Genomic DNA, 13,960 nt, shown 5'->3' on the forward strand with positions numbered 1-13,960 from the left:
TTGGCAGCGACTTCCTGAGGAGAGAATTTCTGCCGCGTCGGGGCTCAATATTGCTCCTGCCCATCGCCATAGGCCAGATCGCCAAATTTGGTAAACTCGCTGAGGAAGCTGAGGTTGATATTACCGGTCGAACCCTGACGGTTCTTGGCGACGATCACCGTCGCCTTGTTGACCTTGCTCTGGTGGTCGGTTTCCCAGGCAGAATATTTGGCAATCTGTTCCGGCGTTGAATTGCCGTCCGGCTGATCGGGCTTGATCGCGAGATGATAATATTCCTCGCGAAAAATGAACATCACGATATCCGCGTCCTGCTCGATCGAACCGGATTCGCGCAGATCGGACAATTGGGGACGCTTGTCTTCCCGGCTTTCCACCGCTCGGCTCAGCTGTGAAAGCGCCATGACCGGCACTTGCAACTCCTTGGCCAGCGTCTTCAATCCCCGACTGATTTCCGAGATCTCGTTGACCCGGTTGTCATTGGCGCGGCCCGAGCCCTGCAACAGCTGGAGATAGTCGACAACGATCAGCCCGATACCCTGACGCCGCTGCAACCGGCGCGCACGAGTCCGCAAGGCTGCGATGGTCAGCGCTGGCGTGTCGTCAATAAACAGCGGCAAATCCTGCAATTCCCGCGAAGCCATGGCCAGCCGATGCATATCGTCCCGGCTGATCGCACCCATGCGTAATTTTTCCGAACTGATCTCGGCCTGTTCGGACAATATCCTCGTAGCCAGCTGATCCGCCGACATTTCGAGGCTGAAGAATGCCGTTTTTGCACCCAGCGAATCTTCGGGCGCGATCCCGTCTTCCATATCACGGCGATAGCGATTGGCTGCGTTGAAGGCGATATTGGTCGCGAGCGACGTCTTGCCCATGCCCGGTCGGCCGGCCAATATGAGCAAGTCGCTCCTGTGCAAGCCGCCCATTTTGGCGTTCACATCGGTCAGGCCGGTAGTAATGCCGGACACCTTGCCGCCGCTGTTGAAGGCACGTTCGACATTGTTCAAAGCCTCGGTCGACGCCTGCAGGAAAGACCGCACGCCCCCTTCCTGCGCCTCCCCTTCGGACACCCGGTAGAGCGCGGTTTCCGCTTCCTCGATCTGCTCTTTCGGGTCGACCGTCTCGCTGGTATCAAGCGCGCTTTCCACCAGAGTGCGCCCGACACTGACCAGTTCGCGCAGCAACGCTAGGTCATAAATCTGATTGGCAAAATCCCGTGCGCCGATCAGGCCGGCACCATCACCGGTCAGCTTGGCAAGATAAGACGGCCCGCCCAGCGCCCGCATCGCTTCGTCCGCCTCGAAATAGGGTTTCAGCGTCACCGGGGTGGCCACCATATTCTTGTCGAGCAGTTTCAACGCCTGTTCATAGATTCGGCCATGCAACGGTTCGTAAAAATGTTCCGGGCGCAGCCGAATCTGCACATCTTCCGCGACCCGATTGTCGATCAGCAGCGCGCCAAGAAAAGTCGCCTCTGCCTCAACATTGCGCGGCAGGCGCTGTCCTTCATTCTCTTCATTCTGAAACCGCATCAATTCGACCATGGCCCCTAATTGACCCAGAATCGATTCTCGGCAAGGCCCAGCAGAAAAATTCTGGCAAACGATGGGGGACAGACCTGTGGACAATATACTGCTCGCTGCTGCACTGCAAAAACCCTTGTCCTGAGACCGGTGCTGCGGCAACAGGGCGAAATGTCCGATCCGCGCATCATTTCCGTCCAACTCGACGAAGCCACGATTTTGTGGCGCAATGCCGATATCGAGCAGGAACGGCGGATCGCCATATTCGATCTGATCGAAGAAAATTATTTCAAACCGCTCAAACGTCATGACGATGGCTATGCCGGACCCTATCAGCTGCAACTCAGTGTTCAGGAGGGTCGCCTGGTCATCTCCATTGGCCGCGAAGATGGCGTAGCACTGGAGGTGTTGATCCTCGCGCTGGGCCGGTTCCGACGGCCGATCCGCGACTATTTCGCCATTTGCGACAGCTATTATCAGGCCATTCGCAAAGCCAGCGCCGCAGAAATCGAAACGATCGACATGGCCCGCCGCGGGGTTCACGATCAAGGCGCGGAACTGCTGGTCGAGCGACTGGAGGGAAAGATCGATGTTGACTTCAAGACCGCGCGGCGTCTCTTCACCTTGATCTGTGTATTGCATATCAAGAATTAAGCGATACTTCCGCTGCGTATCAGGGAACCAGGGTGGCCAACCGAAACACAAGACAAACATTGCTCAGCCTGGCCACGACTGCGATCGTGTTGCTGGTGATTGCATTCATATTGCGCAATATCGTCTTGGGCTGGGCACCGTCCCGCGACCAATATCCGGTGCAGGGCATATCCGTCGATGAAAGCCATGGTGCGATTATCTGGCACGTCGCCGGAGCGACCGGCGTCGATTTCGCCTATATTCAAGCCACTGCCGGCACAGACCGGCGGGATGCGAATTTCGCCAGGAATATCACGGGCGCCGGGGATGCCGGCATTCGCTATGGCGCGCTTCACAACTACTCGCTCTGTCGCCTCGCAACCGACCAGGCGACCAATTTCGTGACCACCGTCCCGCGCGGCGCAAATATGCTGCCGCCGGCGGTTCGCCTCGCCTTCGACAATGATTGTGGAGACCGCCCCGGTCGGGCGCTGGTACTCAGCGAGCTCAACATGTTTCTCAACCAGATCGAGTCGCACAGCAGCAAGCCTGCCATCATCGCGGTGTCGAGCGAATTTGAGGAACTCTACAATATCAGCAGCGGAATCGACCGGACCTTCTGGCTCGAGGCCAATTTTTTCCCGCCGGATTATGCAACCAAGCCATGGGTGATGTGGCGCGCCTCCGACATGCGCCGGATCAGTGGGGTTGACGGCCCGATCAACTGGAACGTAGTGCGACCATGATCACCAACAGGAAACCGATATGAGCATATTGTCTGACCGATGGATCCGCAATGAAGCGAAACGTTCCGGTATGATCGAGCCGTTTGTGGAAGGCCAGAAACGGGAAGGAAGCATCAGCTATGGTCTGTCTTCATATGGCTATGACGCGCGGGTATCGGATGAATTCAAGATTTTCACCAATGTCGACAATGCAATTGTCGATCCCAAGAATTTTGCGGAAAACAGCTTCGTCGATCGCAAGACCGACTGCTGCATCATCCCGCCGAACAGCTTTGCCTTGGCCCGGACCGTGGAATATTTCCGGATTCCCCGCGATGTGCTGGTGATCTGCCTCGGCAAGTCCACCTATGCCCGTTGCGGGATCATCGTCAATGTCACGCCGTTGGAACCGGAATGGGAAGGTCATGTCACGCTGGAATTTTCCAATACCAGCCCCCTGCCCGCCAAAATCTACGCCAACGAGGGTGCTTGCCAGTTCCTGTTCCTCAAGGGGAATGAACCCTGCGAGACCAGCTATGCCGACCGCTCCGGCAAATATATGCGGCAAAAAGGTGTGACTCTGCCAAAACTCTAGGCCATAGCTTGGGCAAATTAAATGGAGGAGCCCTGCGATGTCCGAAGCACCGGAATTTGATGTCATTATCTATGGTTCGACTGGCTATACCGGGCGGCTCGTAGCCGAATATATGGCGCAGCAATATGGCGGAGCCGGCGATGCGCCGAAATGGGCGATGGCGGGACGCAGTCTCGAAAAGCTGGAAGAGGTTCGCGATCTCATTGGCGCGCCGAAGGATGTGCCGCTGGTGGTCGCCGATTCCGATGATCCGGCTTCGATCGACATGATGGCGAGCCGGACCAGAGTGGTGCTGACGACGGTTGGGCCGTATCAATTATATGGTGACGAAGTTGTCGCGGCCTGTGTTCGGCATGGCACCCATTATGTTGATCTGTGCGGCGAGCCCGGATGGATGCGGACAATGATTGATGAACATCAGAAAGCGGCTGAAGAATCGGGTGCACAGATCTGTTTTTCCTGTGGATTTGACTCGATCCCCTTCGATCTCGGCGTACTGATGCTGCAAAAGGAGATGGAGAAGCGCTTCGGCAAGCCCGCGACCCGCATCCGCGGCCGAGTGCGGGCCATGGAAGGCACGTTTTCCGGCGGCACGGCGGCCAGCCTCGGCGCGACCATGAAGGCATTGGCCAAAAATCCCTCGCTGGTGAAGATCCTGGGCAGCAGCTTCGGCCTCACGCCCGGATTCAAGGGCGCAGATCAACCGAACATGCTGATCCCCAAATATGACAAGACGATCGACAGCTGGGTCGCTCCGTTCATCATGGCGCCGATCAACACCAAAAATGTTCACAGGACCAACTTCCTGCTCGATTTTCCCTATGGCGAAGACTTCCAATATGACGAAATGGTTGTCACCAGTCCCGGCGATCTGGGAAAGCAGGCCGCCGAGATGGTCGCCAAGGCCAATCCGTTCGCCGGCGACGATACGCCAAAGCCGGGTGAAGGCCCGACCAAGGAACAGCGCGACAACGGCTATTATGATCTTGTCTTTATCGGTGAGACCGCAGACGGCGAAACCGCCAGTCTCTGCGTCAAGGGCGACAAGGACCCCGGCTACGGTTCAACCTCCAAGATGATCGCTGAATCGGCACTTTGCCTGGCCCAGGACAAGGTCAAAAAGGGCGGCGGGGTCTGGACCGCCGGGGCGCTGATGGGCAAGAAGCTGGTCAAGCGTCTGGAGGACAAGGCCGGTCTCAGCTTCGTCGTCGAAAGCTGACGCTTTTCAGCTAAGGTTCAGATGAATTCCCTTCTATGGACGTGCCGCGACATAAATTTCCTATTCCCTCTTGAAACCCCCTTTCCCAGGACAAAAATGCACGCATCATGCTGAAACGCTTTCTCCGTAGAAAAGAACCCGCTCGACCGATTGATAGCGCCTCCATCCCGGAAGGCCGCCGGGTCTATGCCATTGGGGATGTGCACGGCCGCAATGATCTTTTGGAGCAATTGATCGACAAGATCGTCGAGGACGATCGCCAGCGGGAGGCGCTGGACAGCGAAATCATCTTTCTAGGCGATCTGGTCGACCGGGGACCGGACAGCGCCGGGGTGATCGACACGGCGATGCGGCTCAAGGCCGATGCGCGCAATGTCCGCTTCCTGATGGGCAATCATGAAGAAGTCTATCTGGCGGCCGCGACCGGCGACGAGAAATCGGTGCGCTTTTTCAACCGGATTGGCGGCCGCGAGACGATCCTGAGCTATCCGATCAGCATGCAGGAATATGTCGAACTGGATATAGAGGAACTGGCCCAGCGAATTCCGGAGCTATTCCCGCAGGACCATGTGGATTTCATCGCCGGCTTTGAGGACCAGATCATCATCGGCGACTATGCCTTTGTCCATGCCGGCATCCGTCCCGGCATCCCGCTTGCCGAGCAGCGGCAGAAAGACCTGCGCTGGATCCGGGACGATTTTCTATCGGCTCAGGATGCCCACGAAAAGATCATCGTCTACGGCCATACGATCAACGACGAAGTCGTGGAAACCGGAACCCGCATCGGCATTGATACCGGTGCCTATTATTCCAACAAGCTCACCGCACTCGGCCTGCAAGGGTCGGAACGCTGGTATCTCGACACAGCTACATAGAAAAACGGCGAGACCGCTGGGCCCCGCCGTTTTATGGTCCTGCAATTGAACCGTTTCTGGGTAGTGAATTTCTGTATGTTCAGGCGACTTGCGCGGCGGGCAGGCTTTCTTCTTCCATGTCCCGAAGAACATAGCCCCGGCCCCAGACCGTTTCGATATAATTTTCGCCGCCGCAGGCCAGTGCCAGCTTTTTGCGCAGCTTGCAGATGAACACGTCGATAATCTTCAGTTCCGGTTCGTCCATGCCGCCATAAAGATGGTTGAGGAACATTTCCTTGGTCAGCGTCGTTCCCTTGCGCAGGGAGAGCAGCTCGAGCATGGCATATTCCTTGCCGGTCAGATGCACCCGATTACCGTCGACTTCGACCGTCTTGGCATCCAGGTTGACCGCCAGCTTGCCGGTCCGGATAACGCTTTGCGAATGGCCTTTCGAACGGCGCACGACTGCATGAATACGGGCAACCAGTTCGTCCCGGTGGAACGGCTTGGTGACATAGTCATCGGCACCGAAACCAAAGGAACGGACCTTGCTGTCCATTTCGCTGATCCCGGAAAGGATCAATACCGGTGTTTGCACTTTCGCCACCCGCAATTTCTTGAGAACATCATAACCGTGCATGTCAGGCAGGTTCAGATCGAGCAATATGATGTCATAATCATAAAGCTTTCCGAGATCGAGACCCTCTTCGCCCAAGTCGGTGGTGTAAACATTGAAACCCTCGGTCGTCAGCATCAACTCGATCGCTTTTGCGGTCGTTGGTTCATCTTCAATCAGCAGCACGCGCATCAGGCAGCCCCTTTTTCTTGATTACTCGGCTCGGATCGAACAACAGACCAACCCGATGGATCATTTATTAACCATAAGATGAATGAACGTAAAAGGTTAATTTTTGCTTAAGGCAGGATTCAGCACGAGTCGCGGGCTATCCCGAGAGTCTGTAACCCGCAGAAATGAGTCGTTTCCAGACTCCTCAACAGGTCGAAAAAAATATTAACTTTTTCCAGTTTCGGACTGCCAATCCTGCCAAAAAAGGCAAATCGGGTGATATTTTGTGACAAATAGGACCCAGCCGGACCGACTTTGCCCTGCATATCGCAAGCATTGTCAACAAGCTCTGTCGCACCGGTACGCATGACGCTAGATATCGTTCATGGTCGATATACCCGAAACCGCAATCACCGAGACATTTCTGGCGGCCAGCGGACCTGGTGGGCAGAATGTCAACAAGGTGGCGACGGCAGTCCAGATGCGGGTCGATATCTATGCATTGCGGCTCGAGCCCTACGCCTTTCGAAAATTGAAAATTCTCGCCGGACGCAAGCTGACCAGCGGCGGGGAACTGATATTGACGGTGCGCGAATATCGAACCCGCGAGGCCAATCGCGCGGAGGCGCGACGCCGCGTCGCCGAGATAATCGAACAGGCCTATCAACGCGACGCGCGCAGGATCAAAACCCGCCCGAGCCGCGCGGCCAAAGCCCGGCGGGTCGACACGAAGAAGAAAAAGGCTTCGGTAAAGAAGACGCGGGGCAAGCCGAACCTCGACTGAGCGAATCCGAAGTGGCGGTCGATCGGACATCCCGCGCGGCAACGCTTTTGCGTCTGGCAAAGTGCCGATATTGCTCTTAGGATATGTTGTTACAAAAGGGGAATTTGATGAAAACGCGCTATTTACTGGCCTTATGTTGTCTGCCGACCGTCGCGACTGCCGGCCTTGCCCAAGCAGGTGATGACGCCCGCCGGTTTACCGCCGAGCGCGTGTTCGACCTGGAATATGCCGACGATCCGCAAATCTCGCCCGATGGTTCCGCGATCATCTATGCGCGCAAATCCATGGACAGGTTCGCCGATCAGGTCGTTAGCGATCTTTGGGTGATCGAAACGAAAAGCGGCAGTCATCGGCCGCTGGTGAGCGGAGAAGGTTCCAGTTCTTCGGTCCGCTGGTCGCCGGACGGCAAACGACTGGTCTATCTGACGTCGACCGATGGCAAGCCGGATCTGCGGGTGAGATATCAGGACAGCGGGATCAGCTTTTCGCTGGCGCAGCTCGAACAGTCGCCCAGCGCGCCGGTCTGGTCTCCGGATGGCAAGAACATCGCCTTTGCGATGCTGGTTCCCGACGAGCGCGCCGCTTTTGCCAAACCACCGAAGAGCCCGGAAGGGGCAGAATGGGCGCAGCCGGTCAACATCGTCGATGATCTTGTATTCCGCTTTGACGGTGCCGGCTATCTGCCAAAGGGCAAAACGCAAATTTTCACCTTGAGCGCAGAAGGCGGCACCCCTCGTCAGGTTACCCGGGGAGAAAACGGATTTGATTCACCGCAATGGCTGGGCAATGATGTGCTGCTGGTGACCGGCAATGATAACGAAAATGCCGACCTTGATCCGATCGAGAGCGAAATCTATCGTGTTGACCTGGCCAGCCAGACGGTCACTCCGCTGACCCAGCGCGACGGACCGGACTTCGGACCGATCGTCGCACCCAATGGATCGCGCATTGCCTATCGCGGCTATGATGACCAGCTCAAATCCTATCAGCAGACCGATGTCTATGTAATGGCGCCAGATGGGACTGGGGTGCAAAATCTGACCGCCAATTTTGACCGCTCGATCGATACGATCGCCTGGCGGGCGGACAGCCGGGCGCTGATCGGCCAGGCCGAGGTTGACGGAATCTTGACCCTGGTATCGATTGATCTGTCGGGCAATGTCCGCAATCTGGTCAACGATATAGGCGGTACTTCGCTTGGCCGCCCCTATGCGTCCGGCAGCTTTTCTGTCGCCAGCAAGGCTGGTGGCAGCTCGCCTCTGATCGCCTATACCAAGGGCAGCAGCAACCGGCCCGCCGAAGTCGCCATGACCCGCGGCAGCGGTGATGGCCGACAGCTGACCCGGCTGAACGAGGATGCGCTGGGCCATCTGGATCTCGCCAGGATCGAAGAGATACAGGTCACGTCCAGCCATGACGGCCGCGAAATCGAGGCCTGGATTGCCCTGCCCCCGGATTTCCGGCCGGACGGGTCCTTTCCGATGATATTGGAAATTCATGGCGGACCGAACACGATGTACGGCCCCTATTTCGTTGCCGAAATCCAGCGCTATGCCGCGCAAGGCTATGTCACCGTCTATGCCAATCCCCGCGGTTCCACCGGCTATGGTGAAGAATTTGCCCAGCTGATCGACCTGGATTATCCCGGCAAGGACCATGATGACCTGATGAGCGTGGTCGACGCCCTGCTCGCCAAAAATTATGTCAGCAAGGACCGGCTGTTCATCACCGGCGGCTCCGGCGGCGGGGTGCTGACTGCCTGGGCGGTGGGGAAAACCGATCGCTTTGCCGCAGCGGCCACCGTCAAGCCGGTGATCAACTGGACCAGCATGGCGCTGGCCGGCGATATCGCTCGTTTCGTCAGCCGCCACTGGTTCCGCGCCCAGCCATGGGAGCAGCCTGAGGAATATTGGCGGCGCTCCCCGCTTTCCATCGTCAACAATGTCAAAACGCCGACCATGGTAATGGTTGGCGAGACCGACTGGCGCACGCCCGCGTGGGAAGCCGAACAATTTTACACGGCCCTGAAGGTCCAGAATGTCGATACGGTGCTGGTTCGGGTACCCGGTGCATCGCATCTGATCGCTCGCCGGCCGAGCCAGCTGATCGCCAAGGTCGACAATATCATGGGCTGGTTCGCAAAATATGATCCGGTCAAGACAGTGGAGAGTGACGACGAGCCCGAAAGACAGGAACCCTAGACATGCTCGACATCGCCATTAACCCGGACCAGCCCGCGGAGGAATTTTATGCCGAGCTTGCCTCGTCTGCCGCCGCTCTGGTCGACGGCGAACCGGATGGTATCGCCAATATGGCCAATATCGCCGCGCTGATCTGGCAATATGTGCCCCGGCTCAACTGGGCTGGTTTCTATCGCCTCGTCGATGGGGAACTGGTGCTGGGCCCGTTTCAGGGCAAGACCGCCTGTATCCGGATCGCGATGGGAGCCGGCGTTTGCGGCACCGCAGCAGTTACGGGCCAGGTGCAAAGAGTCGCCGATGTCCATGCCTTTCCGGGACATATCGCCTGCGACGCCGACAGCCGCAGCGAACTGGTCGTGCCGGTCGTGAAAAATGGCAAGGTGATCGCCGTGCTCGACCTCGACAGCCCCCTGCCCGACCGCTTCGCCCAGGCCGATGAGGCCGGTTTGGTCCGGCTGATCGAGAGGATTGCCAACAATCTTGGTTAAGCGCGCGCTAACCAATATGCCCCATATCGAGACAAAGCGTCAAATCTGCTCTATTTTACAACCCGCTAATGGTCAAAGCCTGCGAAAAATGGTAAATGTTCGTTAACCAAATTTCGGTCGGTCATGCTCAGTGCATGCCTGAAAACAGGAGCTGTTAACCATGAAGACCCTTTTATTTGCTGGCCTTGCCGGTGTTTTGGCCGCCGCTCCAGCAACGGCCATGGCTGCTATCGACTCGGCGCCGGGCGGTGTTGCAAAATCGCCGGTTGATCTCGGGTTCGCCTCCTCGACAGCGTTGGCAAGTCCTGCCGCTGCTGCCAGGAACATGCCGCAGGCGGGCAATATGGGCCATGCCCGGGGCATGAAAGCCATGGGCAATATGCAGCGAATGAAAGGCTATCGTCACTCCGGCAGCTATGTGCACAAGGGACGAATGGGCTATGACAAGGGCTATCGCAAACCGCATCGCGGCTTCCGGCTGCCGCGCACCTATATCCAGCCCAGCTATTTCATCGGAAATTTCGGCTATTACGGGCTGAGCCAGCCCCATCAAGGCTATGGCTGGTCCCGCTATTATGACGACGCCGTACTGACCGACCGTCACGGCGTCGTCCAGGACGCGCGTTATAATGTCGACTGGGACCGTTATAATCAGGGCTATCATGACGGCTATCGCGATGGCCAGGCGACCTATGACCAGAGCGTTTTCATTGGTGACGACCGCGTGGTTGCCACCCCGCCTGCCTATGGCGACGACCGTTCGACCTATCAGGGTGACTGGAACGGCGCCTATCGGGAAGACGGGAGCTATCAGGGCGAGTGGCAGGGCACCTATCGCGATGCCGATGGCCGGACCTATGAAGGCGAATATTCCGGTACCTTCATCGGTGACGGCCAGATGAGCCCGCACTGGGGATCGCAGGCAGAGCAAGGTGCAAACCATGATCAGCGGCGCTATCCGGATTATCCGCAATATGACGATGAGCGCGCCGAAGAACTGGCCTATCTCGAGCGGTGCAAGACAAGCAGCGGTATCGGCGGCGCCATTGTCGGCGGCGCGATTGGTGCCCTGGCTGGCAACCGGATTGCTGGCCGCGGTGACCGTCTCGCCGGAACCCTGATCGGCGGCGGGGTCGGCGCGGTCGCCGGGGCTGCGATTGATCAGGGCACCGACCGGTGCCGCCATCTGCTCAAGAAATATGGCTATGACCGGCAGCAAGCCGGACATTATCCGTCCCGTCCACCGGTCCAGCATCACCGTCCGCAGCCGCCGCAGGCCTATCCCAGCGGCTGGAACGGATATTATACGCCCGGCTATTATTATCCGCAGGCGCAGCAGCCGATGATCACTACGATTGTGGTGCAGTCCGCGCCGGTAACCACGACCACGACGACCACCTATGTAGAAGAGGAAGTGATCTACAGCAAGCCGACGTACAAGAAGCGCTGGAAACCGGCGTCCAAGGCAGTGCCGCTGAAAGGCTGCCAGCAGGCGCGCTGCCTGTACGACTGATGGCGTGAACCCGAACGAAAAAGCCTGCCGGTCTGACCAGACCGGCAGGCTTTTTATTGCCAGATTGTTGATCGGAAGCGGCTTGTCTGAACGTCAGCTACCGCATTGCCGTTTCAGATGCGCGGCAGGATCAAATCTCTGCCAGCCGTCCGGTGTCAGCCGTTCCAGCGGCCGGAAACGGACCTTATATTCCATCTGCGGCGAGCCATCGACCCAATAGCCGAGATAGACATAAGGCAGTCCGGCGGTCTTGGCGCGCAGGATATGGTCCATGATGATATAATTGCCAAGACCGGCACGCTCGCCATGGTCGGCATCGAAGAAGCTGTAGATCATCGACAGGCCGTCGCCCTGCTGGTCGGTCAGGCAGGCGCCGACGAGCTTGCCCGGGCCGCGGCCGACCGAAGGCTCGCGATATTCGACGACGAAGGTCTTGACGGGACTCTGCTCGACCATGTCGGCGAAATCGTCCTCGTCCATCCCCGCCATGCCGCCGCCCGGGTGGCGGTTGGCCAAATAGCGGCGCAGCAGCGTATATTGTTCGTCGGTGGTCCACGGCTTGCAGGCCGAGACTTCGAGATCGCCGTGGCGCTTGAGCAATTTCTTCTGCGTGGCGGACGCGACGAACTGATCGGCGCAGACGCGGACCGAAATGCAGGCGCTGCAGGCTGCGCAGCTCGGGCGATAGGCGACGCCCTGGCTGCGGCGGAAACCGATGCGGCCGAGCGCGTCGTTGAGCTCGGCGGCATGAACCCCGTTCAACTCCGTGAACACTTTTCGCTCGGTCTTGCCCGGCAGATAGGGGCACGCGGTCGGCGAGGTCACGAAGAATTTCGGGAATCGGAAAGGTGCGCTCAAGGCTGAGTCCTGGTCGTGGCCGTCGATCTCTTATGATGTCGGCGGCCAGCGATGGAAAGGCTTTTGCGGCGGGTTCCTGCGGTGCCACTGCCGCAGTCCCCGCGTGGCACCGCGCGAGCGCAAAGATTAATCCAGTTCGACCCGCGACAGCTCGAATTCGGCCGCGTGCAGCCGTTCGGTCAGCCGGTCGATCTGGGCGGCATCGCGCGCTTCGCACTCGATCTCGATCGCGGTGCCTTTCGCCGGAAGCCTGTTGAAGATGCGCTGGTGGTGGATTTCCAGGATGTTGACCCCGGCCTCGTGGAACAGGTGCGTGACCGCCGCCATCGCACCCGGCCGGTCCTGAAGCGAAATGCGGATGCGGGCGATTCGCCCCATGCGCGCAAGATCGCGAACCAGCACGTTGGCGAGCAGATGCGGATCGATGTTGCCGCCGCACAGCACGAGCCCGACGTTGCGCCCCGCGAAGCGCTCGGGATGCGTCAGCATCGCCGCCAGCCCCGCCGCGCCCGCGCCTTCGACGACCGTCTTCTCGATCTGGACGAGCAGGCTGACCGCGCGCTCGATGTCGCGTTCGGGCGTCAGGACGATGTCGTCGACCAGTTCGGCGATGATCGCGGACGTGATCTTGCCCGGCTCCTTGACCGCGATGCCTTCGGCAATGGTGTCGCCCGACGACGGCAAGTCCTCGCCTTTCACATGGCAATACATCGACGGATACAAATCGGCCTGCGCACCGACGACCAACATGCCAGGCTTGAGGGCACGCGCCGCGATCGCCATGCCGGACAGCAGACCGCCGCCGCCGATCGGCACGATCAAGGTGTCGATCTCCGGATGATCCTCCAGCATTTCGAGCGCCACCGTCCCCGCCCCGGCGATGACATTCGCATCGTCGAACGGATGGACCAGCGTCTGCCCTTCGCGCACGATGACGGCGCATGCATGCGCGAAGGCATCGTCGAACCGCTCGCCGTGCAGAACGACGCGGGCGCCATGGCCTTCGGTCTGCGTGACTTTGACCGACGGCGTCGGCGTCGGCATGACGATGGTCACGGGAATGCCCAGGCGCCGCCCATGATAGGCCAGCGCCTGCGCATGGTTCCCCGCCGACGCCGCGATCACGCCTTTTGCCCGCTGCGCCTCGGGCATGAGAAGCAGCGTGTTCAGAGCGCCGCGTTCCTTGTAGGCTGCGGTGAACTGCAAATTCTCGAATTTGAGGAAAACTTCCGCGCCCGTCAGCTCGCTCAGCGTTCGGCTATGCAGCGTCGGCGTGCGCACCACCGCGTCGGCGATGCGGAGGTGGGCGGCGCGAATATCGTCGATGGTCACCGGGATCATGAAACGCTGCTTAGGGCGGGTTGAAAGTCAGGGAAACCGCTCGCGTTCGGCCGCCTCCGCCGCGATCCTTCACCCGCGACGCTTTCCTACACGCCTCGACCATGTCACCGTCGCGCCGATCCCGCGTCGCGCGAACAGTGAACGGCACGAACAAGGAGGCGGAAACTGACTAAACTGACGAGATCCGCCTGCGAACGACACAAGGATGTCAGCTTCGGCGGCGCGCGACGATGCTCCGCGCCCTGTTCGCGAGTCGCCTCATCCTGCTATGCGCGCCCGTGATGGCAAAAGTCGCTTTCATCGGGCTGGGAGTCATGGGCGGTCCCATGGCGCGGCATCTGGCGGCGGCGGGGCACGAGCTCGCCGTGTACAACCGCACCGTGTCGAAGGCCGACGCTTGGGTCGCGGCGAACGGTGGCCGCGTCGCCTCGACGCCCGC

General features: G+C 59.0%; 14 protein-coding genes. 10 read left to right on the plus strand and 4 right to left on the minus strand.

Annotated features, from left to right (window positions below):
- Window positions 1-44: 44 nt before the first annotated feature.
- A complete protein-coding gene (locus ACEW8J_RS01550; RefSeq protein WP_373489867.1) occupies window positions 45-1,544 on the minus strand; it encodes a replicative DNA helicase in 1,500 nt (499 codons plus the stop codon).
- A gap of 150 nt (window positions 1,545-1,694) precedes the next feature.
- On the opposite strand from ACEW8J_RS01550, the gene ACEW8J_RS01555 reads away from it, so the two are divergent.
- From ACEW8J_RS01555 to ACEW8J_RS01575, 5 genes are all read left to right on the plus strand, one after another.
- Window positions 1,695-2,177: a UPF0262 family protein gene (locus ACEW8J_RS01555; RefSeq protein WP_373489868.1), complete on the plus strand. Its 483-nt coding sequence runs from the start codon at window positions 1,695-1,697 to the stop codon at window positions 2,175-2,177.
- A gap of 32 nt (window positions 2,178-2,209) precedes the next feature.
- Window positions 2,210-2,902, plus strand: a complete 693-nt coding sequence (locus ACEW8J_RS01560; RefSeq protein ID WP_373489869.1) for a GH25 family lysozyme — start codon at window positions 2,210-2,212, stop codon at window positions 2,900-2,902.
- Between the two features lie 19 nt (window positions 2,903-2,921).
- Entirely contained in the window at window positions 2,922-3,476 is a 555-nt protein-coding gene (gene dcd / locus ACEW8J_RS01565; RefSeq protein ID WP_373489870.1) for a dCTP deaminase, read from the plus strand.
- Window positions 3,477-3,513: 37 nt separating this feature from the next.
- On the plus strand, window positions 3,514-4,695 hold the full coding sequence (locus ACEW8J_RS01570; RefSeq protein WP_373489871.1) for a trans-acting enoyl reductase family protein: 1,182 nt from the start codon (window positions 3,514-3,516) through the stop codon (window positions 4,693-4,695).
- Between the two features lie 107 nt (window positions 4,696-4,802).
- Entirely contained in the window at window positions 4,803-5,570 is a 768-nt protein-coding gene (locus tag ACEW8J_RS01575; RefSeq protein ID WP_373489872.1) for a metallophosphoesterase family protein, read from the plus strand.
- A gap of 79 nt (window positions 5,571-5,649) precedes the next feature.
- On the opposite strand, the gene ctrA is transcribed toward ACEW8J_RS01575, so the two are convergent.
- Window positions 5,650-6,357 carry a response regulator transcription factor CtrA gene (ctrA, locus tag ACEW8J_RS01580; RefSeq protein ID WP_373489873.1) on the minus strand — a complete coding sequence of 236 codons (708 nt, stop codon included), beginning with the start codon at window positions 6,355-6,357 and terminating at the stop codon, window positions 5,650-5,652.
- A gap of 364 nt (window positions 6,358-6,721) precedes the next feature.
- On the opposite strand from ctrA, the gene arfB reads away from it, so the two are divergent.
- From arfB to ACEW8J_RS01600, 4 genes are all read left to right on the plus strand, one after another.
- On the plus strand, window positions 6,722-7,120 hold the full coding sequence (gene arfB, locus ACEW8J_RS01585; protein ID WP_373489874.1) for an alternative ribosome rescue aminoacyl-tRNA hydrolase ArfB: 399 nt from the start codon (window positions 6,722-6,724) through the stop codon (window positions 7,118-7,120).
- 107 nt (window positions 7,121-7,227) lie between these two features.
- Window positions 7,228-9,321: a prolyl oligopeptidase family serine peptidase gene (locus ACEW8J_RS01590; RefSeq protein ID WP_373489875.1), complete on the plus strand. Its 2,094-nt coding sequence runs from the start codon at window positions 7,228-7,230 to the stop codon at window positions 9,319-9,321.
- Between the two features lie 2 nt (window positions 9,322-9,323).
- The gene (locus ACEW8J_RS01595; RefSeq protein WP_373489876.1) at window positions 9,324-9,809 is read left to right on the plus strand and encodes a GAF domain-containing protein; all 486 of its coding nucleotides are present in this window, start codon (window positions 9,324-9,326) and stop codon (window positions 9,807-9,809) included.
- A 160-nt stretch (window positions 9,810-9,969) separates the two neighbouring features.
- Window positions 9,970-11,322 (plus strand): RcnB family protein, encoded by a 1,353-nt coding sequence (locus tag ACEW8J_RS01600; protein ID WP_373489877.1) that lies wholly within the window; start codon window positions 9,970-9,972, stop codon window positions 11,320-11,322.
- 93 nt (window positions 11,323-11,415) lie between these two features.
- On the opposite strand, the gene ACEW8J_RS01605 is transcribed toward ACEW8J_RS01600, so the two are convergent.
- On the minus strand, window positions 11,416-12,180 hold the full coding sequence (locus tag ACEW8J_RS01605) for an arginyltransferase (RefSeq protein ID WP_373489878.1): 765 nt from the start codon (window positions 12,178-12,180) through the stop codon (window positions 11,416-11,418).
- A 126-nt stretch (window positions 12,181-12,306) separates the two neighbouring features.
- A complete protein-coding gene (locus ACEW8J_RS01610) occupies window positions 12,307-13,521 on the minus strand; it encodes a threonine ammonia-lyase (protein ID WP_373489879.1) in 1,215 nt (404 codons plus the stop codon).
- Window positions 13,522-13,802: 281 nt separating this feature from the next.
- On the opposite strand from ACEW8J_RS01610, the gene ACEW8J_RS01615 reads away from it, so the two are divergent.
- On the plus strand, window positions 13,803-13,960 hold a 158-nt coding region (locus ACEW8J_RS01615; RefSeq protein ID WP_373489880.1), incomplete at its 3' end, for an NAD(P)-binding domain-containing protein.

Source organism: Parasphingorhabdus sp., from assembly GCF_041748495.1.
GTDB lineage: Bacteria > Pseudomonadota > Alphaproteobacteria > Sphingomonadales > Sphingomonadaceae > Parasphingorhabdus.